A 23,338-nucleotide genomic window follows, 5' to 3' on the forward strand; every position below is an offset into this window, starting at 1 on the left:
GTGAATCAGTCCGATTTTTACACGGCCGCGCAAATAACTTTACGACTGAACAATATCCTGCCGCCGCAACTAGGACCAATTAACCCCCCGCCCCCCGCCCGGTCACGCACCGGGTCCTTGCTTCACGGAGCCACATCTTGAAGAATTTCATCATTCCCGCCCTGTTCTATTGCCTCAGTCAGGTAGCCAGCGCCGCGCCCGACCCCGGCCTCGGCGCCTGCTATTCTCCAGACGGACCGCTGAGCGAAGAACAGCTGCTCGGCCGATCCCGCTCGGAATGCGAGACAGCGCCGGGCGCCACCACCCAGACCTATCTGCGCTGCTTCTTCCGGGTCGACGACGACGCCCGCCGCCCCGCCACCAGCTATGCCTGGGCGCGCGAGGCCGATGGCGAGTATTACCGGGTCGAGGGCTACTGGTGGTCGGCCAGTCCCCTTCAATGGCGCAATATGTTCTATAGCGACGCCACGCAGGAAGCGCTGGCGGAAACTTGCCGCAGCACCCTGGAGCACGCCGGCATCGACCGGCCGCTGGCGATGTTTGCGGCCGCCAACAACGCGCTGTCGTTCAACCACACCATCTGGAGCAACGACGTGCCTACGCCGGCCGGTGCGATCAACAAACTCATTGCCTTCGGCGACAGCCTGTCCGATACGCAGAATATGTACAACGCTTCGCTGTGGCGGCTGCCGAACAGCCAGAGCTGGTACCTGGGACGGTTCAGCAACGAGCAAGTCTGGACGGAGTATCTGGCCCGGCACCTCGGCCTGCCTCTGTATAACTGGGCCGTCGGTGGCGCCGCCGGCGATACCGCCCACCTGGTAGTGCCGGGGCTGCTGCAGCAGGTCCGTTCGTGGCGCCAATATATGCAGGAAGCCAGCGGCTATCGCGCAGAACATACCCTGTTTACGGTCTGGATCGGCGGCAACGACTTGCTCACTTATGGCCGCAGCGTCGACCAGGTGAGCGCCAACGTCACGCAAGCGCTGGCCGAAATGGTCGACGCGGGCGCCCGGCACATCTTGCTGCTCAACCTGCCCGACGTCTCGCGCGCACCGGTCTTCAAATACCGCGGCGATGCCACCCGTATCGCCGCCCAGGTCCGCGACTACAACGCCAGACTGGCGGCACTGGTCCAACGTCTGCGCAGCCGGCATACCGACCTCAATCTCCAGTTGTATGATGCCTACGCCTTGTTCAACGACGTCTTTGCCAATCCGGCACGCTACCAGTTCGCCAACGTCACGGACTCCTGTCTGGAGATCAACCGCAGCTCCTCGCTCGATTACATGCTGCGGCAGCGCACCCGCGCCAGCTGCCGCGACCCGCACACCTTCCTGTTCTGGGATACCCTGCACCCGACCACGCAGACTCACCGCCTGCTGGCCGAACGCTTGGGGCAACAGGTGAAGGCCATGCTGCCGGGACTGCGCTGAAGACCTGCGCCGGGGTGCATCGGTCCGAGAAAGCAGCACCATGCCGGCGGCACGCCCCTGCCGGGGCTAGCATCACGCCCACCTGCCTGGCGCCCGGCGCCGAACCCTTTCCCAAGCCGAATCCGACAATGCACGATTACCCGAGCTTCCCCCACCCTATGCTGCAGCACTTGCGGCCCTGCATGCTGGACGGCGTGCTGCAATTCCCTGTCTACGCCATGCGCGGCGGCACCTCCACCGGCGCCGTGCTGTGGCAGCCCCAGCTGCCGCCGGCCGGCCCCCTGCGCGACGAACTGATCCGCCTGATCATGGGCGTTCCCTTGCACCACGATGTCCCGGGCGACCGCCAACTGACCGGCCTGGGGCGCGGCACCCCGACCAGCAACAAAGTTTTCCTGGTCGAGGTCGACGCGCACTCACGCGAGATCACCAGCACCCTGGCGCAACTGGCCCCGGGCCGCAGCGCCATCGACTGGAGCGTCAATTGCGGCAATATGTCGGCCGCCCTGCCGCTGTTCGCGCTCGACAGCGGCCTGCTGCCGGCCGGCCCCGAGAACGGCGACCTGCGCATCGCGATCCAAAACCGCAATACGGACAGTGCACTGAGCGCCCAGTTGCAGCGCGTCGGCGGCCGACTTGCGCAGGTGGCAATTCCCGGCGTGATGGGTTACCACCCTGGCGTCGACCTGCACCTGCATCACCCCGCCGGGGCCAAGACCGGCGCCCTGCTGCCCACTGGCCGCGCGCGCGACACCATTTTCGGCGTCACCGTCAGCTGTGTCGACGTGGCGGTGCCAATGGTGATCGTGGCGGCCTCCGAACTGGGCAAACGCGGCGATGAAACGCCGGCCGAACTGGACGCAGACAGCGACTTCAAAGCCCGCCTACGCGTTCTGTGGACCGAGGCCGGCCTGCGCATGCGCCTGCGCGGCGACGACGGCGCGCTGCTGAGCGCAGCCCGTCTGGCCGCCAGCGAAACCATGCCGAAGGTCTGCCTGGTGTCGGCCCCGCGCGAAGGCGGCGACATCGCGGCCCGCTACTTTACGCCGCAGCGGGCGCACGCGGCGCTGGCGGTCTCTGGCGGCTGCTGCCTGGCCGCCGCCTGTCTGGTTCCTGGGACAGTGGCCCACGCTCTGGCCCTGCCGCGCGGCGTGCCAGTCGGCGACCCTGGCCTGCATAGCGTGCACATCGAGAATCCGGCCGGTATCTTGACGACCCTACTGGATACGCGTATGGTCGACGGCCAACTTGACATCGTGCGCGCCGCCTACCGCCGCAGCGCCCAGGTTCTGATGCGAGGCCACGTGCCGCTGCCGCAGGCATCGCCCGCGCTGCTCGCGTGCTATGGCGCTTAGGCGACTGCGCGGCGCAAAGCGGCGTGCTTCATGATGCGACAGTCCGGCTCGTGAAGTTCTCGGTCGCCGCATTGCGCGACAGGCCGCCAGCGAAATCGGCTGCGGCGGACGACAGGGAAGAACATGGATGATCGTCCCTTGCAGCCAGCCGCAGCGCCCCGACCGCTTTCCGTCGTGCCGCGCAGATGCCCAAGGTATGGCGGCCAACACCGGCGTTGGCGCCAACCATGCCGCAAGGCCAGCGCCGTCAGCGGTTCTTTTCTTACGCCGGTCCGCCGGCTGGGTGCGGCAGCGCGCCCGGCCCGGCCAGGAGTCCAGGCGCTTGCGGCGTGACAATGGCGCGCTGGCCGGCCGCCCCTTCACGCGCAAAACTGCTCATTTCCTGCTTCAGCAGCCCCGTGTCCATCATGCGCAGCGACGTATGCGCCGGCGCTGTACTGGTCTCTGTCCAAGGCAGATGTTCATCCGCCCCGTGTTGGTTGCGCGGGTGCACGCGCAACACCTCGCCTTTGCTCACATCGATGATGTCCACTTGCGTCAGACCATCGACGATGAGGCGCACCTGGGACGCGATCCTGTCGCTCTTGGCTTGGCCCGAATGTCGGATCACCAAGGTGCTGCCGACGCGCATGACGTCGTCCACCTCGTTCACGCCGCTGGAGAGGATGCCTATCACCGTGCCATCTCCGACGCCACGCATGAGACACTTGCCGGTGGCGGTACGTTCGAACACGACGATGCCGTTCGACATCTTGCCCAGCACCGTAAAGCTTGCCTGCCGGTCCTCCGGAAGATCCGCCGGGCGATACACCTTATATTCGTCGCCGTAGTGCTCGGGTTGCAGCCGCACCCATCCCTTGCCCGCGCCATCCTCGATCGGAACGAATGTGTCGTGTTCATAAATCCTGGCCAGGTCGTCCGAGTAACCGCCCTTTTGCCGAACCACCGAATCCGCCATCTCCCCCTTCAGGCCCAGCAAGCGCGGCTTGCCACCGCCGGGGCGCAACGACAGGATGCGGCCATCGCCAGTCTCGATGACGAAGCCGTCGCCGCTGATCGATGCCGACTTGACCCATCCTTTGATGTCGGGCGGGCCGCTCAACGGGTCGGCGATTTCAAAGCAATCGGGCGCGCTGTCGTAGCGGGCGTCCAGCTTGTGGCTGTAAAGCTTGCCCATCGAAGGGTCGAACAGCCAAACCTTGCCGCCCATGATCCCCAGGTAATCCGGCCGCTTGCCCGGCGTGTTGCCCGCCACCAGCAGGTGGCGGCCGACGTCGTACCAGCCCGGGCTGATGCCGCCGTCCGCGCTTTGGATGCCGGCCACGCTGAGAATGCCGGCGCTCGCCTCCATGCTCAGATTGGCCAAGTCCTGCGGCAGAGTGGCCCGGTGTGCCGCGCTCCAGCTGGCATCGACGCCGAGCACCCGCCGGCTCAGATCGCCTGCGACGCGGTACAGCACCCCGTCGGCCGCACGGCCCAGCAATTCACCGGAGACGCGGTCATAGCGCCCGCCGGGCAAAGTCATACCCTGCGCGGGAATGCCCAGTACTTCGACGGTGCTACAGCCGAAACTGCCGGCCAGCGCACCCAGCGCGCCCAGCAGATTGCCCTGGTGCGCCTTGACCCAGCTTGCATCGACCAGCAGAATTCCTGCGCCATTGTGCGCGTTGCGCACCAGACTGGCCCCCGGCTCCGCCCGGCATACCAGGTAGCCGCTCTTGGCGCTGAAGCAGCCTTCCAAGGCCTGCCCGCCAGGGCCCGGATAGCCGATCACCTCCAGCTTGTCCGCCCCCTGCTCCTTCGCCAACTGCGCCAATGAGGTCAGCAAGGTCTTGGCGTGCGCTTCGATCCACCCCGCGGCGACACCGCCCAGCTCGATCTTCCTGGCCTGCGCGTCGACCTTGTACAGCGTACTGTCCGCCTTTTGCACGCACACCTTGGTGTTCGCCGGGCGGTCGATCCAGACCTGCGCGCCGCCGATGGCCAGATGGTCGCCCTGGAACGCGATCGCATCGCCCAGGCCCTTGGCGCCGGCGTCCAGCAGCCAGGTCGACTTGCTGTCGCCATTTTCCTGCAGGGTGACGCTACCGTAAGCACTCAAGGCCAAGGCGTATTTTCCACCTTTGCCCCGCATGCGGTACTGCATGTCCCAGTTGGTGCCATGGCCATCCTTGATCTGGGAGCGTGCCATATTTGGCATCACCAGGGTCTTGCTGGCCTGGCCCAGGAGCACGTCGACCGTGGTCGATTCGAACGTGAGATCGATTCCGGTCAGCTCATCCTCGCTCTTGATATAGGTCTTGAAACTGATCGGGTTGCCCCTATCGTCGAGTTTGCCGTCCATGCCGCGTATCACGGGACCCAGCCCCACGGTTTGCACGCCATGCACCATCTTCGCTCTGGCCGCCGGCATGAAGGGCAACAGCACCAGGTCGCGCTGCTCCGGCAGCGCTATGGTGTGCTTCACGCCCAGCCCTGCGTGGATTTCGAAGGTGCGGCCATCGTCAAACGGTTCCAGCGTAGCCTCCCAGCCGCCCGCGGCCGAACCGCCCATCCCGCGCCGCCCCTCCTTGTACTGCAGCATGTCGAACTTGCCGAAGGAGACGGTGTTGTGCTCCAGGTCGAGCGTACCGATCGGCACCCCGTATTGCGGAATCAACGCCCTCCCCTCCTTGTCCAGCCCATAACCGGCGTGGTGGTAGCCTGCGTTCAGGATGTCGAAGTATTCCTTGGTCTTGCTGGCGCGTTCGTTGCCTTGCTCGATCGCTTCGACCAGCCCGGCGACATACCAGCCGACGGCCGCAGCGGCCAGCCCCACGCCACCGAGCGCGCCAGCCACGGCTTCCGCACCGGCGATCTCGGCGACCACGCTCGCCACTTCGAGCCCGGTGCCCAGCAGGTCATTGGTGAGCTTGGTGCCAGCCACCATCTGCGCGTCCGGCGACTGGGCTTTGGCCAGTTCGATGGCGTCTTCGAATGCCAGCCCCCCTTTCAGCACCACGCCGGCCGCACCGAGAATGCTTGACATGTTTTCGGTTATCAACGCGACTTTTTCGAACTTCATCGCTTCATTGAGCGCTCCAGCAAAGGCGTTCAGGCGCTGCAGGCCCACCACCGAGTAATCGACCTGTTCGGCGACCTTGACAAAGGTCTCCGCTTGTAGCGACTGGCGTACGACTTCGCCCAGCTCCGCCTGCTCGCCGACCTGCACCTGCGCCTCCAGCGCTTCGTCGAGCATCGCGGCGTACGCGCCGCCCAGCGCCAGCTCTTGCGACCCGGGCGCCGGCGCACCGCCGCTCTGCGGTTGCAGCTCGCCGTCCTCGACCTTGAACTTGCTTTGGATGGCATTGGTCAGCTCGCGCGTGTAGGCCAGCGCCTGCCGCAAGGGGACAGCCCCGACTTTACAGGTGAGCAACTTGCTCGGATCGTTGCGTTTCATGAAACTGACCTGACCGCTGGCCGTGTCGTAGCTGCCCAGCATCGGCACCCATTCACTTCGCTCCAGGCCCTGCTGTTTCATCAACACGGCCAGGCCCTGCCGCAAGGCACGCGCTTGCTTGCGTGCTTCCAGCACGGCCATCGCTTGTCGCTCTTCTGCGTTAAATGAACCCATTTATCTCTCCTTGACGTGACAACGTTCAACAGCCAACGGGGCCAGGCCGCTGCCTGACAGCAGTCCGAACCGGGTTGGGAACCGGCTTCAGGCTAGCCTTTCGCTAACGAGGCAGCGCATCGACGGTGCAATTTCGGACGGAATCACGCGACCCGCACTCAGAGGCGTGCGGTGGGCGTCGCGGCGCCGAGGACGGGCAGCATGCGGATGTAGAGCAGTTGGAAGACCAGTTCGACGCAGGTCTGGGCCACGATGACGGCCGGCAGGATGGGAACGGCGCCCGGCACGGCCAGCGCCAGCGGCAACACCACCAGCGAATTACGGGTCGCCGCACTGAATGCGACGGCGCGGCCCGCGGTCGGCGCCAGGCCCAGACAGCGGCCGGCACACCAGCCCAGCAGCGGCGCCGCCAGCGCGAAGGCCAGGTACACCGGCAACACCTGCAGCACCGCCGCCGCCGCGGCGCCAAGTTGCGGCAGCATAGCCACCATCATCAGCCACAGCACCAGCGCCGTGGCGGGCACCGTCAGGCTGGTCAGGCCGCCGGCGACGTGCCGGCCTGCGCGCGACGATGCGGCCCAGTATTGCAGCAAAGCTGCCAGGGTCAGCGGCAGCAGGATCATGGTGCCGAACGCGTGCAGGAATGCGGTGGGCCGTACCAAGTCCGCTTCGGCCTGGCCTAGAAACAGCCGCAGGTATAACGGCAACAGCGCCATCTGCGCCAGCAGCAACAACGGGGTTGCCGCCAACAGCAGGCGCGCGTCGGCCCGGCCAAGGTGGGAAAAGGTCACAACGTAATCGATGCAGGGCGCCAGCAGCACCAGCAGCACGCCCAGGCGCAACAAGGGCACCTGCGGCAGCCAGTGCAGCAGGAACACCACCAGGAGCGGGATGCCGACGAAATTCACCGCCAGCAAGGCGGCCAGGAAACGCCCCTGTCGCAGCGCCCGCCCCAGCTGTCCCAACGGAACTTGCAGGAAAGTGAGCGTCAGCATCAATGCCAGGCAAGGCTCGATCGCCTGCGCCCATGCCGCACTGTGCGGCAAACAGTAGGCCCCCAGTGCGCCCAACAGCATGGCGCCGAAGTAGCAGGCGATCTGGTGGCGCTCCAGCGCCGCGCGCAATACCTGGCAAGCCGACGCGGCGCTGTCCACCGCTTCAGTCCTTCATGCAGGCGCGCACTTCGTCCAGCGTGCGCACTTGCGCCACCTGCGACAGCGCACCGGACAAGGTGGCGCGGTGCTGGTCCAGGCTGCGCGCCGCGCAGCAATCGGACAACACGGTCACCCGCAGGTCGCGGTCATGCCCCTCGCGCGCAGTCAGGTCAATGGCGTGGCACGTCGAAACGCCGGCCAGCACCAGTTGCCTGATGTTCTTGGTGCGCAGCAGTGATTCGAGCGGCGTGCCGTAAAAGGCGCTGACGCGCGGCTTGACGATCACCAGCTCGTCCGGATGCACGTCGAGTTCCTGGTGGAAGGCGGTGCCCCATCCACCCAGCTGCAGCGCACCGATCTGGTCGGCCTTGCCGAACATCGACCACGAACCGAGCGTGGTGCTCGTGCCGGCTACCAGGGCAACCTTGACGTGGCCGATGTGAAAACCCTGCGCCCGCGCCCAATGCAGCGCTTCGTTGCTGCGCGCGATCACGCCGCACGCCATGACCATTGGCGCGCAGCCGGCCATCTTGCCGTCCGGGTGCACCAGGTCGTTAATGAAATCGACTGTCAGGAATAAGGGCTTGGAATCGTTCATGAGACTGTCCTTGAGCGAGAAATGTGGCTGCGATGCTAACGCTCGGGCGCCCCGCGGCAGAGGGACCGCCTCATTTCCCGGACCAATTCCGAGAGGCGGGGTGCAATCGTCCTAGAAATTGCCCTTGGGAAGTTATTAGTGCTGAGTAGCCACATACTGCGGACCGGATCGGCAAGGCCCTTGCCGAATAATTCGATCAGACCAGGAAACTGTTCCATGAACCATAAACTGAAAATTGCCGCCTTGCTGCCCCTGTGCGCCACCCTGCTCGCCTGCGGTGGCGGCGGCACTCATGCCGGCGCTAGCACGTCCAGCCTGACCCCGGCTCCCGCCTTCAAGCCGAGCGGTTCGCAACGCCTGGCCGACGGCATCTGGTTCGGCACCAATGCCGATGGCAAGCCGGCCTTTGCGCTGCTGCACGGCCAGAACAACGATGCCGAAACCGAGTTCTATTTCGCCGACGGCGTTGGCGAGGACAATTATCTTGGCACCTATAGCGGTTTCCTCAAGCTCAACGATGGCGACATCGGCGGCGCAAGCGTCGTCGCTCCGCTCCACTTCGTGCATGCCGTCATGAGCGGCCACGCCGACGCCGCGAACACCCTGTCCGCCACCTTCGACCTGGCGGACCGCTATGTCGCCGGCGCACCATACGGCAGTTATGCGATGACTTACAGTGCCGACAACAACCGTCCCGCCAGTCTCGCGGAGGTGCGAGGCAACTACTCGCCCACGGCGCGTACACTGCCCGGCTACCAAGGCTACGACACGGCCACCACACCGCGCCTGTCGATCGACGCCCAAGGCAAGGTGATCGGCAAGTTGTTGGGCTGCAACCTGGATGGCTACATCCGGGTGCTGGATCCGTCCAAGAACATCTACCGATTTTCGGTAACGGCCAAATCGGATACGCCCGGCATGGGCTGCGTGCAGGGCGACGCTTCCGAATCGCTCGACCTGAATGGCTTCGCCGCCCTGGTCACCCTGCCCCACGACAAGGTGCGCAGCCTGATCTTCGCCGCAAGCGGCGGCAGCAACCTGCGCATGTTGGCCGGTGCGGTGCCCAAGCAGTAAGCCATGCACCTGCTGCCCCGCCGCCTGGTTCTGCGCTGCGCCGCGTGCGCGACGCTGGCAGTCTCCACTGCCCTGATCGTGCACGCCGGCGTGCTGCAATGGGCCGGGCAGCTGAGCGGCGCCTTGGCCCAGGGCCACGTCTTCCCCGGCCCGCAGCAATACTCGGCTGGCATCATTGCCATGGCCTGGCTCACCGCGCTGGAACCGGTGATGGCGCTGATGGCCTTGAATTATGGCGCAGGCCACCGCCTGCCGGCGCGCCTCCTGCCGCGCGCCGGGCTTCTGGCCGTGGCCGTGCTCGCACTAAAAGGCGACTTGTTGCGCCAGGCCTGCATGACCAGCTTGGTCGCCAGCGCGGCCGGCCTGGCCGCGCCGTGGCGCTATGGCCTGTTATGCCAAGCCGATGTCTGGCTCGCCAACGGCGCGTTGGCATTGTGCGTGGCCTGGCTGGGCCCGCGCCGCGCTCCACCAAATGAACCCAACCTGGAGCATCGATGAATCCCATTCCCCTTTCGCGGCCAGCAATCGCCATCCTGCTATTGTTGCTGGCCTACCCGCAACTGAGCCAGACCATGTACGCGCCGGTGTTGCCCGACATTGCTGCCGCCTACGGCGTCAGTGCCGGCCAGGCGCAATGGACCATGAGCTTGTACTTCGCCGCCTTTGCCCTTGGCGTCCTGTTCTGGGGCCGCATTTCCGACCTGAAGGGACGCCGCCCCGCCCTGTTCGGCGGTTTGTGCTGCTACGTCGCCGCCGCCGCCCTGGCGCTGGTGGCGCGTAGCTTTACCGTCCTGTTGCTGGCGCGCGCCTGGCTGGCGTTCGGCATCAGCGTCGGCGCCGTCGTCATGCAAACCATGGTGCGCGACAGCTATCAGGGTCCTCAGCTGACCAAAATGTTTTCCGCCGTTGTCACGGTGCTGGCCTTCTCGCCGGCCATTGGCCCCGCCTTGGGCATGCTGGTGGCCAGCCATTACGGTTATCACGGCGTGTTCGCCTGCCTAGGGCTGCTGGCCGCGCTGGCACTGCTGTGCGCCGCCTTCATGCCGGAAACCCGGCCGCGGCATCAGCCGGCCCCGGTGCCCATGCTCCGCGTCGCGCGCCATATGCTGACCGACCGCCATATCTGGATCTCGGCCGCGCTGGTGGCCGGCTTCAACCTGATCCTGTTCGGCTATTACGTGCTGGCGCCGCACACGTTCGATGAATTGGGCATGCCGCACTGGCTGTCCGGCGCCAGCGGATTGTTGCTCGGCCTGGCGGCCGTCGGCGGCGCCCGCCTCAACAAGCTGGCGCTACGGCACTACCGGCCGCGCCAGCTGATCCGCCGCGCCTGCCACGCCGGGCTGGCGGCGGCCCTGCTGCAGTTGCTCGCCTTGGCCGCCGGCGCTCGTGCGCCGCTGCCGGCGGCGTGCGCCGTGCTGGCCACGCAGGTGGTCCTGATGCTGTGCTTCGCCTGCGCCATTCCCAGCATTTTCGCCGCCTCCCTGCAGCACTACCGCGCGGTGCAAGGCAGCGCCAGCGCCATGTACGGACTGACCTATTACCTGCTGATCGCCGCCGGCCTGGCCGCACTGGGCGCCCTGTACCACGCGCAAACACTGGCCCAGCCGGTGTTCATGCTGGTGGTCAGTGCCGTCCTGATGCCGGTGGCGCATTGCTGGGCACAGGACTGAAAGCTGCCACCGCATGGTCCTGGCCCGTGGGCGCGGCGGCGCGCCGCCCGCTCGGCAGGCCGGACCGGTCCTGCTTTTCGCTTCCCGCAAGCGCAACGCGCCTCATCGTGTGCATGATCCATGCCGGCGCCCGATGTCGGTCTCGCAGCCCGTTCGAGCCCTGGCACCAAGGAGAACGCATCATGCACACACAACAAAGAACCCTGCTCGACTATCTTCTCTTATTGGGCATCGGCACAATCTGGGGCGGACAATTCCTGTTCAATGCCTTCGCCGTCGAGAGTATTCCGCCCGCCACCACCGCGGCTCTGCGCGTGTTGATTGGCGCGGCGACGCTGACCATGCTGGCCGGCTTCACACGCCGACCTACGCGCCCGTTACCTGCAGCCGGCCGCAAGGCGCCACTTTCGCCCGCACTGCTGTATGCATTGATTGCTCTGTTCGAGGCAGTGCTCCCCTTTTTCCTGATCGTTTGGGGGCAGCAGCATGTCGACAGCGGTATCACGGCGGTGATGATGGGCAGCGTGCCGATCCTGACAATGCTCCTGTCTTTATGCATAAGCAAACACAGGCGCCCCGGCTGGCCGGCGATGCTCAGCGTTCTGCTCGGTTTCGCCGGCATTATCATCCTGGTAAGCCCTGCCACCAACCACGGCAGCGGCCACTTGGTCTATGAAGGCGCCATCTTCCTGGGCTGTGCCAGCTTCGCCTTAAGCCTCAATCTCTTGGAACACCTTCCGCATGACAACCCGATCCGCTCCGTACGGACCATCTTGTGGTATGCCGCCTTGCCGCTGGCGATAGCATCGTTGCTGATCGACCATCCCTGGCAACTGACATGGACGCCGGGCGCGCTGGGCGCCGTGGCCGTGCTGGGCACGGTCGAGTCCGGGCTGGCTTACCTGATGTACGCCGCACTGGTACAACGCCGCGGCCCGGTATTCACGTCGCTGTCCAATTTCATCGTTCCCGTGGTCGGCGTGCTGCTCGGCGTGGCGCTGCGCGGCGAGCACTTCGGCCTGCGCCAGGCGAGCGCGCTGGCGCTCACGATTGCCGCGCTGGCGGTCAACGGGATGCCATCCTGGCTTAGAAAAAAGGGGATCAACCATGTCTCACCGTAAACAATTCGTCCTGCTTCCGGGCTGGAGCAACCATGGCGACCGCATGTGGCGCGACTTGATCGAACACCTTACGCCACACTACGACGTGCACACCATCGTCGTGTCCAACCAGTCCAACGCGGCCGGCATGGCCAGGGAAGTGCTGCAGCTGGCACCGCCGGAATTCACTTTGCTCGGGCACTCCCTGGGCGGGCTGGTGGCCCAGCATCTGGCCCTGATGGCGCCGCAGCGCGTGCAGCGCATGGTCCTGGTGTGCACCTATCCGGGCAATGCCCCGGAGGCGCAGCGCGAGTTCTTCCGGCACGGCATGCTCACGCCCCTGCTCAACGGCACCATCGGCCAGCATTGGCCGCAGCTCAACCAGTCCTGCGTCGATCCGCGCCGCGCCGGGGAGCGCGACCTGCTTGACGCCCTGGCCGCCTGCCAGCAGTTGCCGCGCGCCGGCCTGGTCAACCAGACCCGGGTCCTGATCAACGCCTGGGATATTTCCGCGCGCCTGACTGCACTCAGCATGCCGACATTGATCCTGTACGGGCGGCAAGACCAGTTGTTCAGCATGGAGATGCAGCGGCTGATGCTCAGCAAGCTGCGCCGGGCCGAACTCAAAGTCATCGAGAATTGCGGGCATCTGCCTGCGCTTGAGCGGCCACAGGCGACGCGCGAGGCGATCCTCTCGTGGCTGGCGCAGTCCACGCCAGGCGAAGATCGGAGGAAGGACGGGCAGCCTGCCTGAGCGCGCCCCTTGCCACGCCGGCCGGCATGCGTCTGGCGTGCGGCCAGGCATGCTGCCGGACGGCACACCACCGTGGCCGCCGCAGCGCTGTCCCGCCGTTAGTGACGGTAGCGGCGCCGCCATTCGCGGTCTTGCCAGCGCTGCTGCTCCAGCCAGTCTTGCTGCTCGCGCTCCTTACGCGCATTCACTTCCGACCCGACGCACTGGGCATATGCGTCGGTGCCGGGACGGAAACCGTATTCACTGCAAACCCGGCGCGCATCCTCCTTCTCACTGCGCGCCATCCCCTTGGCGAGACCGTCAAGTTCGGCGCACGCCGTTGCCGCAAGCCCAAGCAGGCAGAGCAGCAACAGCTTGCATAGGCGGCGGAACCTGTCCATTTTTCCGCTGAATCATAACGCTCCTTTCCCCATAAACGTGGCGCCGTCCAGCGCGGGCGGCCAACCATGCAAGTTACCGGCGGAGTGAAGCACGTGTTCAAGGCCGGCCTGCGCACGCTCTGGACCGAGGCCGGTCCGCGGATGCGATTGCGCGGCGCGTACGGTGCCCTGTTGACCGCCGCCCAACTGGGCGCCAGCGAAACCGTGCCAAAAGTGTACCTGGTGTCGGCGCCGCCCCAGGGCGGCGACCTCTCCGCCCGCTATTTCAGGCCGCAGCAGGCGCACGCCGCGCTGGCGGTCTTCGGCGCCTGCTGCCTGGCGGCGGCCTGCCTGGTGTCCGGCACGGTGGCGCATGCGCTGGCCCTGCCGCGTGGCATGCCAGCCGGCGATCCCGGCCTGCAAGGCGTGCATATCGAGAACCCGGCCGGCATGCTGACCCAAGCGTCGCCGCGCCTCAAAGCATGCTACGGTGCCTGAGCCGGCGCTTGCGGCGGCCCAGGACGCCGTGACTCAATGGTGCCGCAGCAGCGGCGGCGCGGTCAGCGGCAGCGTCGCGCCATCGCCGGTCCAGGGCAGATGCTCGTCCGGCGCATGCAGGTAGCCCAGATGCATGCGCAACAGCGCGCTCTTGCTGACGTCGATGATATCGATCGCTTTCGCGCCATCGGTGAGCAGGCGCAACTGGGCATGGATCGCCTTGATACTGTCGGTTGCGGACGTCTTGATGCCTAGGGTCGTACCGACGCGCGCGGCATCGTCCACCTCAACGGCGCCCGATGAGAGCACCCCTTGGAAGCTGCCTTCGCCAATGCCGCGCAGGGCGCACTTGCCGTTGCCACTGCGCTCGCTGCAACAGGCCGGGGGCCACCTGGCGCAGATCTCGATTCAGGGCGTGCTGGGTGCTGGACGTACAAATAGCGGCAGGCGGCCCATGGGCCGCCTGTTGTCCCGCAATCGCCGCGCTCTGAATGCGCTGCCAGACGCGGCCCGAAGCGGTCTCCAGGCCGCATCGGCGGCATTCACGTCAGACGCGGATGGTCCCGCCCGCCGCCTTCGGCAAAGCGGCCGCCAGAAACTCGGCGCTCCCGGCAACCGGCGCAGCCGTCCTGCCGGCAACGCCGTCCTGCGCGAACGTGCTCATGGCCTGCTTGAGCAGGGCCAAGCCATCGGGCGCCTGCATGCGCGTGGCCGGCGGCTTGTTACCGGCTTGCCCGTCCGCGATGGTACTGGACTTGGTGTCGAACCACTGTACCTTGCCATCGGTTTGCTGCAGGCTGATCCCGTCCTCGCAACCGAGGCGTTTGGCCAACTCGGCCAAGGCCCCGGTCAGATTGTCGGCATGCGCGGCCAGCCAGGCCGGCCCAACCTGCAGCAGTGTCGCCTCGTGATGTACCGACACCTCGAACGTCAGGTCGTCCTTGGTGGTGGCTATGTAGTTGTCCACCTTGAACATCCGCGGCAGCTTGGCCAGATCGGTTTCGGCAATGCCGCTCAGGCCCAGGACGTTGCCTACACGTACCACGTGCTGCGCCTCGATCGCCACCGGCTCGTGCCGCATGCCGCCTTCACCGGCCGCCGACACCAGCTTGTGCGCGAGCGGGTCGAACATGTAGAAATCATCGCCGTAGCCGAGGTACTGCAGCTCGGCAGCTTGCGGCGCCGCGGTCATCGCGCGATGCTCGAAGTCATACCAGGCGCACGCGCCATCTGCCATGCGCACGCGGATCGCTTCGCCAAAGCTGAAGCCGTAGTGTTGTTCCCAGCTTTGCAAGCGCTCCCGGTCGCTGTTCGAAACCGTCTTGGCCGACTTGCCGCCGCCCAAATCGATCGTGCCGACCAGCGTCTCGCCATCGATCTCCAACGGCGTCAACACTCCCGGCAGCGCCAGGTCGGCCCCCAGCGTCAAACGGCCGTCTTCCATTGCCAGCACCAGCGTGCTGCCCACCATGGTCGCGGACTTGAGTTTGCCCAGCTGTCCGAACATGCGCCCGGCGGCCGGCGGCTGCTTGAGCGCGTCGAGCGAAGCGACCTGCTTCCGCGGCACGCTGCCCAGCACCTCGCCGCGCTCAGCATCGAACAGCCAGGCCATGCCGCCGAACGTGCCCAGGTAATTGAGGCCGCCACCGCCCGGGCGGCCGGCCACAATCCACTGTTCCGCCACCACGTCGTACCAGGCGCACAGCGCTTTGCCGGCGGTATCGGTCAGGCCGGAGACGGCCAGCACGGACGCGCGCCGCTCGGGCAGGCTCTTCAGCGAGTCCGGGCCATGCTGCCGGAAGAATGCCGCGCTCAACCCGACCAACGTGCCGTCCTGGTCCAGATGGGCCGCATCGTGCTGCCAGATCCTGCCCTCGCTATCGGTGCCGGCCAACGTCCAGGACTTGCCGTCGTAGTGGCCGGACACATCGTAGGACTTGCCTATCGGCAGGCCATAAATATCGAATTGTTCGGTTCCCCGGTACGCCTTGGCTTCCGCGACCAGCTCGGCCAGCAAGGCGCCTTGCTTGTGCTTGAGGTAGTACTCAGCGCCGAGTTTCTCCTGCCTGCGCCTGATGGCCTCCGCGCTGAATGCCACCAGCGTGCCGGATCCTTGCAGAAGCTCAGGCGCGCTCGCGAACTTCATCACCAGCCCGTCCTCGCGTTCGGAGATGATGCCGCTACCGACGATGTAACGACCGCTGCGCGGCTTGCCGTCGTTCCATTGCACGGTCAATCCGGTCAGATGCTGGTCCGCGGCCAGTTGCGCCAGATCCTGCATCAGTGTGGCCGCGTGCTCCTCGACCCAGGCGGCGTCCACCAGGCGATCGACGGCCGTCGCGGTCTGCTTGGCCAGATCCACCTCCATCAACTGACCGTCCGGTTGCTGCACGCGCAGATGCGTTTCCTGCGGCTTGTCCAGCCAGACCCAGGTCGAGCCCACCTTCACCCAGTTCGGCGCCTTCCATTCCACCACATTGCCGTCGCCGCGCAGTAGCCAGGTCGACGCTTTGCCGTCGTCTTCCTCGTAGAGCCAGACTTCGCTCTTGCCGTGCAGGTCCAGCGCCGCCTGGCTGCCGTTGCCGCGCACCAGGCAATGGCCTTCCCCATCGTCGGCAACCATGGCCTGGGTCTTGCCGTCGAAATGGCCGCTGATCACATGGCTGCGGAAAGGCATGCCTGCCACGTCGAAGCTGCTCCCTCCGATATCCCGCACCAGGTCGGCCAGCGTGGCGTTCGCGTGGTACTTGAAATACTCCTTGGTGAAGCCTTGCTTGTACGCAGCCGAGTCGAGCAAGCTCAAGCGCATCAAATTTCCATCCGGCTGCTGCACCCTCAGTTCCGTAGCCGCCGGCTTGTCCACCCAGATCCGGCTCGAACCCAGCGTCACCCAGTTGCGGGACCAGCCGCTTGGATCCTGGCCGTCCGTCTCCAACTGCCAGGTCGACGGATGATCGGCATCTTCCTCATAGAACCAGACCTCGCCTTTGCCTTGCACCTTGAACACCACGTGGCTGCCATTGCCGCTGACCAGCCAGTGGCCATCCTTATCCCGGCCGACCATGGTACGGGTCTTGGCATCGTAGTGGCCGCTGGCCAGGGTGTGGCCGTGGAAAGACAGGCCGGCCACGTCGAAACTCCCGCCGCCGGCAATCTTGACCAAGTCGGCCAGCGTGTCGTTCGGGTGCGTCGTGAAAAACTTCTCGCTGAACGCGCTCAGCCTGCCGGCGCCACCGAGATCCGGGTTGGCCCCCTCATACACATACACCTGTCCCTTCGGATCGACACGCGTCAGCACCCAGCTCTTGCCATCGTAGTGGCCAGAGACCACAAACGACGCATCGGCCGAGGCGACCAGCTGCTTCAGCGGAATGTCATACACATCGAACTCGGTCGCGTCGAAGTCCTCCGCATATTTCACCAGGTCGGCCAGACTCTTGACGTCCGGTTCCTGGAAGACCTCGGCGGTGAAGCCTGCAACCACCCCCTTGGCCGTATCCAGGCCGCCGTCGGCATTGGCATTGAACCTGTCGACAAATTCATCATGCGCTCCAATAATGTAGTTCTGACCCGCGGTATAGCGGAACGTCAGCACGCTGGACTTCTGGCCGGGCGCCTGCCAATTCAGCGTCAGGCCATTCAGATTCTTCTCCTTGGCCAGCTGCGCCAAATCGTGGAACAAGGTTGGGGCGTGTTCCTTCACCCACGCATCCTCGACCACATAGTCCACCAGCTCAATGGACTTCTTCGCAACATCCAGGCGATACACCCCCTCTCCGTTGCGCAACAGGACGTTGGTATTGAGATCGTCGAGCAGCACGACCTTCGGGTGGGTATCGGGGTGTTTCGACTCGTGGCCAGGCGCCCAGACCGGGGTCAGGATGATCGAGGTATATTTGTGGTCCCAGTACGTGCCATCGTAAAACTTGACATCGAACGTTTCATCTTTGCTCGCGCTTTGCAGCACCCACGTCGAGGGTGCTTTCGGATCCTGCTCGGACAACAGGACGCGGTCGCCGTTGGGGACCAGGCTGTAGTGTCCCCCGGCACCGGCAATGCGATACTCGATATTGCCATTATCGGCAGGGATAACCAGCTGCTTGGGTGCCTTGCCCAGGGTGACCTCGAGTTGCGTGAACTGCGGTTCGTATCCATAGCCGACAACGCCCACGCCCAGCGATCGGGTATCGAAGGTGATACGCTGGTCCTTCAAGTCCCCCGAAAGATGGTCGCCCTGATGATTAGGGCAATCCTCGCCACTATGGCCCGGATCATCTCGATGGGAATGTTTGGAGAAGTCATTGAGCGTTTCGCCGGCCGCCTTCAATCCGTCCAGAGCCGTGGTGAACCAGCCCACCCGCTTGCTCGTGACCGGAAGTACGAATATATCCGGGTTGTCGATGGTCGCTGTGTGGCCGACGCCAAACGCTTCGTGCACGTCGAATGATAATTTGGGATTACTCTGCAGCCCTGGCACCAATGCCCCCGGCTCGACTTGCTCGCCATAAATCACGTTGGCGCCGAAGCTGATCTTCGCATTCTCGCCGGACAAATCGATTTTGTCGATCACCACGCCATCGATCGGCAGCATGGCGGAATGGTCGCCGTTCCATTCATAGCCCCCTCTTTGGTAGCCTTTTTTCAACTCGTCGAAATAGACAATGGTTTGATCCTTTGTCGCGGCGGTTTCCAGGAAATTGTCGACCAGGGCGCTGATGCCGATGCCGACCCCTGCCAGCGGCACGGCCATGCCTCCCATTACGATGCCCGCCGTCTCACCGGCCACCATCGCCGCCACACCCACGCCCATGGAGACCGAATCGAGCGCCAGCGAGGTGCCTGCGCTGACGCGCTGCTCGTAGCTTTGCGCCTGCGCCAGCTCCGCAATATCCAGGGCCACACCGGTCGCGTCCAGCGCGGTCGACAGGCCTTCAAACGCCTTGCCCACTTTACCGCCGATCTTGAGCAGCCCTTCACTCAGCTTGGCAGTGGCCTCTTCCAGCTTGCCCGAGTCCTCCAGCAGTTTGCCCACCATTTCGGCCAACTTGCTCAGGTCCTTGCCCGAGCTCGCGCCAACATTGCTGACATTGGCCCACATGTGCGCCTCGATGGTTTGCGCCAGCGACCCGGCCAGCTCTTCCTGCTCGCCCCCTTCGACCTTCTCTTGACGGTGCCGCGCGTGCAGCAGATCGACGATGGTCTGTAAGGTAAACGCGGCATTCAACCCTTCCGAGCCGTCCACCCCGCCCTCGCCCTCATGGTGGGCCTGCGTGAGGTGGTCGTTTTTCATCTGGAAGTTGTCGCCCACCTTTTTCAGCAGATCCGACATGCGCTGCAGGCTGGAGCGCAGACGGGCCGCTTCTGCCGGATCGGGCAGGCTCACCTGCACTTTTTTGGTCTGATGACCCGCTGCTCCGGTATCGAGAAATTCCATCGTCGTACTGCCGTCGGTTTCTATGCGGAAGGTATTGAACAGCGGCTTGTACCGTGCTTCGGGCAGGGCGCACTGGACCATCCATTTGCGCATATTGTCCACCAGCGCGTCGCCGATGGTTTGCGCCTGCACGGCGGCATGCGCAGATTCCTGCGCGCTATCCAACACCATCGCCGCATCCTGCGGGATCGTGAAGATCTCTCCCAGCTTGGCAATGCGCTGCCCGCCTACACTGTCCTTTATCTCCATATTCAAGAGACTGGCGGCCATTGCCTCATCAATTTTGGCCGCCGCCAGCATAAGCTCCCCGTCCCGCATAGGGATCCTATATGCCTCCTGTCCCGTCGACAGCAGCATGGAGACGTCGTTAATCGCCTGTTCCGCGCTATCGAAGGAATAATTGCCGAAATTGGGGTCGAAGAATTGATAATGGCGTTGACCATGTTCGTCGATGCTGACGCCGAGCTCCATTGAGTGATTAGGGGATTCGATAAGAAAACTAGTCCGGCCCGTGGTGCTGGCGAGCTCCTTGACCACCTCGCGCACGGTGCGCATCTGAAGCCTGGCAAGAAGCCCCCACGCTACATCATCCGAACCATTCAGATGCGATAAGGCAGCTCGCGTGGCCGATTTATCGCTCGGATAGCGCGCATGCATGCCATCGAACATCTCAAGTCTGAAGCTGCGGAACAATCGGGCGGCAGCGTCCACGTCATTGTTCACCAATGCCGTGGCATAGAGGATGGAATACGCACGGCAATATCCTTCGTTACCGCCAAAGGCGTAGAAATGAGCCGTCTGATTGAAGGCGAATTCGCCCTTCTTCCGGTCGGGGATAAGACCGCCAAAGGCGCTCCGCCAGTGTGCGTCATTCGCCCCCATTGTCGCCCATGCATCCTGCACTTTCCTGCCCATAAGCCCGATAACGGTCCCGAAGTCTCGCGGGCGGTCAGCCAGACTGAGCCCAAGACGATACAAATCCCGACCTTGGAATGTGCGCCAGCTCGGATCGGACGGCGGCTTCGCCACGCCATCCCAGAAATCAATCAATGCGGTTGCGCTGGCGGCGGAATCAGCGCTTTGGAACTGTCTTTGCGCATCTTTGAAGAGCCGTCCCTGCGCATCACGGAAGCCGGAAACGCCCTCAACATTGTGGATTCCGTCGGCAAGCACCGCCACAGCTTTCAACTGGTCCGGATTGGCAGGGTCAATGGTGGAAAAGTTCTTGTTAAAGCAAGCGTATAGGTTGTCCAACGCCGTCTGGTACATTTGTATCGCTCTTTCGACTTGGCCCGGCGAATCCAGCAATTTTTTGGCCTTGTTGGCAACATCAAACGCTGCCCGGTACTTTTCTTCCAATTCAGATCCTGCTGCCTTATCCAGCCACTCCGACCGATCTGAATTGGTAATAGCCGGAAGATCTTTAGCATATTTTCCGATGAGCCGTTCGAATTCTTGGCGAGATCTGATGCCCGACTCGGCTTGTGCTGTGGATTCCAACGCGTGTGTCATTTGAACAATCTCCTGATAACAGTTTCGATATGAGGCAGTTTCACGCCGTAAGCGCGAATGCCGACTCAGTTACTGTTCAGCATACCGGTGGACCCGGGCGCAATCTGGATCGAGGAGATTTATCGGACGGATTTCGCGATGCGGGTCGCTGCGCCACGTGCGGGTGCGGCCTCGCAAGCTTCCGCCCTGTCCGCCACGGCGCTGTGCCGCGGCTTAGTGACGGTGGCGGTGCCGCCACTGGCGGTCTTGCCGGCGTTGCTGCTCCAGCCAGTCTTGCTGCTCCCGGTCCTTGCGCGCATTCACTTCCGAGCCAACACATTGTGCATACGCGTCGGTGCCGGGGCGGAATCCATAGTCGCCGCAAACCCGGCGCGCATCTTCCATCTCACTGCGCGCCATCCGCTCGGCCAAACCGTCAAGTTCGGCGCACGCCGTTGCGGCCAGACCGGCCAAGCAGACCAGCAACAGTTTGCATAGGCGGCGGGACCCGTTCATTTTCCACTGAACCATCACTCTCCTTTCCTCATCAATGTGGCGCCGCCCAAGGCGGCGGCAAACCATGCAAGTTACCGCTGGAGCGAACCACGATTGGCTCTGGCGGCAATTATCCGGACCGGTCCGAGCGCCGCCGTCGATCATGCCGCGCACTACGCAGCGCCGGTCTGCAACCGCCACAGCCGCGCATACAGGCCATCGCGCGCCAGCAGTTCCTCGTGGGTCCCATCCTCGGCCACGCGACCGTCGTCCATCACCAGGATGCGGTCGGCGTGGCGGATCGTGTTGAGCCGGTGCGCGATGCTGATCACGGTTCGGCCGGCCACGATATCGGGCAGGCGCTGCATGATGGCCGCTTCCGACTCGTAATCGAGGGCGCTGGTGGCCTCGTCGAGGATCAGGATGCGCGGATCGGTGATCAGGGCGCGTGCCAGCGCCACCCGCTGGCGCTGGCCGCCGGACAAGGCCGCGCCGCGTTCGCCCACTTCGCTGTCGTAGCCCTCGGCCAGCGCATCGGCGAAGGCATCGACCCCGGCCAGGCTGGCGGCGGCACGTACCTGTCCCTCGCTGGCGCCGGGACAGCACAGGCGGATGTTGTCGGCGATGGTGCCGGCCAGCAGCACACTGTCCTGCGGCACGATGCTCATCTGCCGGCGCAGTTCGACCGGGTCGGCCACTGCGATGTCGGCGCCGTCCAGCAGGATCTGGCCTTGCTGCGGGGTATACAGGCGCTGCAGCAGCCGCACCAGGGTCGACTTGCCCGAACCGGATGGCCCGGTCACGCCGACGAAGCTGCCGGGCGCGATGTCCAGCTGCAAACCTTTCAACACCTCGGCACTGTCCTCGCCATAGCGGAAGCGCACTTGGCGGAACGCCACCGCGCCGGCCAGCGCCGGCAAGGCGCCGGCGCCTTCGGCCGCCGCCTCGGCCGGTTCGTCGAGGATATCGCCGACCCGGCGCAGGGCGATCTGCGTGTGCTGGAAATCCTGCCAGACCTGAGCCAGGCGCAGGATCGGCTGCACCACATGGCCGGACCACATATTGAAGGCCACCAGCTCGCCCACGCTCATCTGCCCGGCCAGCACCGCATGCACGCCAAACCACAGCAGCAGTGCAGCGCCCAGCTTCTGCGCCAGGCCTATGCCCTGCCCGGCAATAATGCCCAGCGCCTTGCTGGCGAACTGGCTGCGCAGGTAGGCCGCCAAGCGCTGCTCCCACTGCGCCGCCAGCCGCTCCTCCACCGCATTGGACTTGATAGTCTCGATGCCGTTGACCGCTTCGACCAGGAATGCGTTGGCGTCGGCATTGCGCTCATAGGCCGCCAGCGCGCGCTGGCGCAGCAGCGGTCCGAATACCATCCACAAGACGAAACACAGCGCCAGCGAGAGCGCCAGCACGCCGGTCAGCACCGCCGAATAGCACAGCATGACAGCCAGGAACACCAGCACGAACAGCAAGTCCAGCACCAGCGTCAGTGCCGAGCCGGTGAGGAACTGGCGCACCGAATCCAGCTCGCGCACCCGCGCAATGATGGCGCCGGCCTGGCGTGCGCGGAAATAGCGCAGCGGCAGCGCCAGCAAGTGACCGAACACACGTCCTTCCAGTTCGGCCGTGATCTTGCTCGACAAGTTGCCGTACAGCCAGCTGCGCAGCCAGCCGTACAGCGGCTCGAAGAGCGCCAAGCCCAGCATGCCAATCAGCAGCACCTGCAAGCTGCCGGCGCTGCGGCTGACCAGTACCTTGTCGACCACGTTTTCGAAGAACAGCGGCGTCACCAGGGCGATCGCCTGCAGCGCCAGCGACACCGCCAGCACCCAGGCGAATTGGCGCCAGTGGCGCCGCAGCGCGGGCAAGAACCAGCGCAGGCCAAATGCCGGAGTGCGCGTTGGCGCGCGGCGCTCGCCCAGCAACAGCACAGTGCCTTCGCACCAGCCCTGCAGCTCGCCATGCGTGAGACGCAGTTCGGCCCCGGTAGCCGGCAGCCACAGCGTGGCGCCCGCGCTGTCGTTGGCCGCCAGCAGTACGAAGCCGTCCCCGGTCAGCAGCAAGGCCGGCGCCGGCAGCGTGGCCAGGTCGCCGGCGCGATAGCTGGCGACGCTGGCGCGCAGGCCAAGCCAGTGCGCCAGGCGGCACAGCTCGGCGGCGCTGGCGGCCTCGCCAGCCCGCCCCATTTGATGGGCCAGGCGCTGCGGCGCAACCGCCAGGTCGAAGCTGGCCGCGGCACGCGCCAGCGCCAGCAGGCCGGTGTCGGACGCGGCCGTGAATGCGGTGAGCCGGTCCATC

The 23,338-nt window shown here is 64.9% G+C and carries 16 protein-coding genes; 8 read left to right on the forward strand and 8 right to left on the reverse strand.

All coding sequences use genetic code 11. From position 1 onward, the window contains the following. The first annotated feature begins 137 nt into the window (after positions 1-137). Together ACN9MU_RS20895 and ACN9MU_RS20900 are read left to right on the forward strand one after the other, a co-directional pair. Positions 138-1,436, forward strand: a complete 1,299-nt coding sequence (locus ACN9MU_RS20895; RefSeq protein WP_426162349.1) for an SGNH/GDSL hydrolase family protein — start codon at positions 138-140, stop codon at positions 1,434-1,436. A 128-nt stretch (positions 1,437-1,564) separates the two neighbouring features. Then, entirely contained in the window at positions 1,565-2,791 is a 1,227-nt protein-coding gene (locus tag ACN9MU_RS20900; protein ID WP_426162350.1) for a PrpF domain-containing protein, read from the forward strand. A gap of 262 nt (positions 2,792-3,053) precedes the next feature. Here the strand turns inward: ACN9MU_RS20900 and ACN9MU_RS20905 are convergent, their stop codons facing one another. The 3 genes from ACN9MU_RS20905 to ACN9MU_RS20915 form a co-directional block, all read right to left on the reverse strand. After that, the gene (locus tag ACN9MU_RS20905; protein ID WP_426318468.1) at positions 3,054-6,404 is read right to left on the reverse strand and encodes a TcdA/TcdB pore-forming domain-containing protein; all 3,351 of its coding nucleotides are present in this window, start codon (positions 6,402-6,404) and stop codon (positions 3,054-3,056) included. A 158-nt stretch (positions 6,405-6,562) separates the two neighbouring features. Beyond that, entirely contained in the window at positions 6,563-7,480 is a 918-nt protein-coding gene (locus ACN9MU_RS20910; protein WP_426323813.1) for an arsenic resistance protein, read from the reverse strand. Positions 7,481-7,562: 82 nt separating this feature from the next. Further along, complete coding sequence (locus tag ACN9MU_RS20915; RefSeq protein ID WP_426318469.1) at positions 7,563-8,156, reverse strand: cysteine hydrolase family protein; 594 nt, start codon at positions 8,154-8,156, stop codon at positions 7,563-7,565. A 216-nt stretch (positions 8,157-8,372) separates the two neighbouring features. Between ACN9MU_RS20915 and ACN9MU_RS20920 the strand changes: the two genes are divergently transcribed. The 5 genes from ACN9MU_RS20920 (at position 8,373) to ACN9MU_RS20940 (ending at position 12,757) form a co-directional block, all read left to right on the forward strand. Next, positions 8,373-9,230: a hypothetical protein gene (locus ACN9MU_RS20920; RefSeq protein ID WP_426162353.1), complete on the forward strand. Its 858-nt coding sequence runs from the start codon at positions 8,373-8,375 to the stop codon at positions 9,228-9,230. Between the two features lie 3 nt (positions 9,231-9,233). Continuing rightward, entirely contained in the window at positions 9,234-9,728 is a 495-nt protein-coding gene (locus tag ACN9MU_RS20925; RefSeq protein ID WP_426162354.1) for a hypothetical protein, read from the forward strand. Further along, a complete protein-coding gene (locus ACN9MU_RS20930; protein WP_426318470.1) occupies positions 9,725-10,903 on the forward strand; it encodes an MFS transporter in 1,179 nt (392 codons plus the stop codon). Before ACN9MU_RS20925 ends, ACN9MU_RS20930 begins: the two co-directional genes overlap by 4 nt. A gap of 182 nt (positions 10,904-11,085) precedes the next feature. Further along, complete coding sequence (locus ACN9MU_RS20935; RefSeq protein WP_426162357.1) at positions 11,086-12,024, forward strand: DMT family transporter; 939 nt, start codon at positions 11,086-11,088, stop codon at positions 12,022-12,024. After that, on the forward strand, positions 12,011-12,757 hold the full coding sequence (locus tag ACN9MU_RS20940) for an alpha/beta fold hydrolase (RefSeq protein ID WP_426162358.1): 747 nt from the start codon (positions 12,011-12,013) through the stop codon (positions 12,755-12,757). The genes ACN9MU_RS20935 and ACN9MU_RS20940 overlap by 14 nt, the downstream gene beginning before the upstream one ends. Before the next feature lie 98 nt (positions 12,758-12,855). On the opposite strand, the gene ACN9MU_RS20945 is transcribed toward ACN9MU_RS20940, so the two are convergent. Further along, a complete protein-coding gene (locus ACN9MU_RS20945) occupies positions 12,856-13,137 on the reverse strand; it encodes a hypothetical protein (protein ID WP_426318471.1) in 282 nt (93 codons plus the stop codon). 66 nt (positions 13,138-13,203) lie between these two features. Between ACN9MU_RS20945 and ACN9MU_RS20950 the strand changes: the two genes are divergently transcribed. Beyond that, entirely contained in the window at positions 13,204-13,614 is a 411-nt protein-coding gene (locus ACN9MU_RS20950; protein WP_426162360.1) for a hypothetical protein, read from the forward strand. A 33-nt stretch (positions 13,615-13,647) separates the two neighbouring features. On the opposite strand, the gene ACN9MU_RS20955 is transcribed toward ACN9MU_RS20950, so the two are convergent. The 4 genes from ACN9MU_RS20955 to ACN9MU_RS20970 all read right to left on the reverse strand — a co-directional run bounded on the left by ACN9MU_RS20955 (position 13,648) and on the right by ACN9MU_RS20970 (position 23,337). Beyond that, positions 13,648-13,899 (reverse strand): hypothetical protein, encoded by a 252-nt coding sequence (locus ACN9MU_RS20955; RefSeq protein WP_426162361.1) that lies wholly within the window; start codon positions 13,897-13,899, stop codon positions 13,648-13,650. A gap of 262 nt (positions 13,900-14,161) precedes the next feature. Next, positions 14,162-20,560 carry a TcdA/TcdB pore-forming domain-containing protein gene (locus ACN9MU_RS20960; RefSeq protein WP_426343408.1) on the reverse strand — a complete coding sequence of 2,133 codons (6,399 nt, stop codon included), beginning with the start codon at positions 20,558-20,560 and terminating at the stop codon, positions 14,162-14,164. A gap of 213 nt (positions 20,561-20,773) precedes the next feature. Beyond that, the gene (locus ACN9MU_RS20965) at positions 20,774-21,070 is read right to left on the reverse strand and encodes a hypothetical protein (protein ID WP_426336056.1); all 297 of its coding nucleotides are present in this window, start codon (positions 21,068-21,070) and stop codon (positions 20,774-20,776) included. Between the two features lie 137 nt (positions 21,071-21,207). After that, positions 21,208-23,337 carry a type I secretion system permease/ATPase gene (locus ACN9MU_RS20970; protein ID WP_426336057.1) on the reverse strand — a complete coding sequence of 710 codons (2,130 nt, stop codon included), beginning with the start codon at positions 23,335-23,337 and terminating at the stop codon, positions 21,208-21,210. Between the last annotated feature and the right edge of the window lies 1 nt (position 23,338).

The sequence above is a fragment of the Pseudoduganella sp. R-32 genome (genome assembly GCF_049913245.1).
Lineage (GTDB): Bacteria > Pseudomonadota > Gammaproteobacteria > Burkholderiales > Burkholderiaceae_D > Rugamonas.

Coding starts and splice junctions, on each gene's coding strand:
- ACN9MU_RS20900 (WP_426162350.1), top strand. CDS start 1,565: ATGCACGATTACCCGAGCTTCCCCCACCCTATGCTGCAGCACTTGCGG.
- ACN9MU_RS20905 (WP_426318468.1), bottom strand. CDS start 6,404: ATGGGTTCATTTAACGCAGAAGAGCGACAAGCGATGGCCGTGCTGGAA.
- ACN9MU_RS20910 (WP_426323813.1), bottom strand. CDS start 7,480: ATGCTGTTGGGCGCACTGGGGGCCTACTGTTTGCCGCACAGTGCGGCA.
- ACN9MU_RS20915 (WP_426318469.1), bottom strand. CDS start 8,156: ATGAACGATTCCAAGCCCTTATTCCTGACAGTCGATTTCATTAACGAC.
- ACN9MU_RS20920 (WP_426162353.1), top strand. CDS start 8,373: ATGAACCATAAACTGAAAATTGCCGCCTTGCTGCCCCTGTGCGCCACC.
- ACN9MU_RS20925 (WP_426162354.1), top strand. CDS start 9,234: ATGCACCTGCTGCCCCGCCGCCTGGTTCTGCGCTGCGCCGCGTGCGCG.
- ACN9MU_RS20930 (WP_426318470.1), top strand. CDS start 9,725: ATGAATCCCATTCCCCTTTCGCGGCCAGCAATCGCCATCCTGCTATTG.
- ACN9MU_RS20935 (WP_426162357.1), top strand. CDS start 11,086: ATGCACACACAACAAAGAACCCTGCTCGACTATCTTCTCTTATTGGGC.
- ACN9MU_RS20940 (WP_426162358.1), top strand. CDS start 12,011: ATGTCTCACCGTAAACAATTCGTCCTGCTTCCGGGCTGGAGCAACCAT.
- ACN9MU_RS20945 (WP_426318471.1), bottom strand. CDS start 13,137: ATGGACAGGTTCCGCCGCCTATGCAAGCTGTTGCTGCTCTGCCTGCTT.
- ACN9MU_RS20950 (WP_426162360.1), top strand. CDS start 13,204: ATGCAAGTTACCGGCGGAGTGAAGCACGTGTTCAAGGCCGGCCTGCGC.
- ACN9MU_RS20960 (WP_426343408.1), bottom strand. CDS start 20,560: ATGACACACGCGTTGGAATCCACAGCACAAGCCGAGTCGGGCATCAGA.
- ACN9MU_RS20965 (WP_426336056.1), bottom strand. CDS start 21,070: ATGGTTCAGTGGAAAATGAACGGGTCCCGCCGCCTATGCAAACTGTTG.
- ACN9MU_RS20970 (WP_426336057.1), bottom strand. CDS start 23,337: ATGGACCGGCTCACCGCATTCACGGCCGCGTCCGACACCGGCCTGCTG.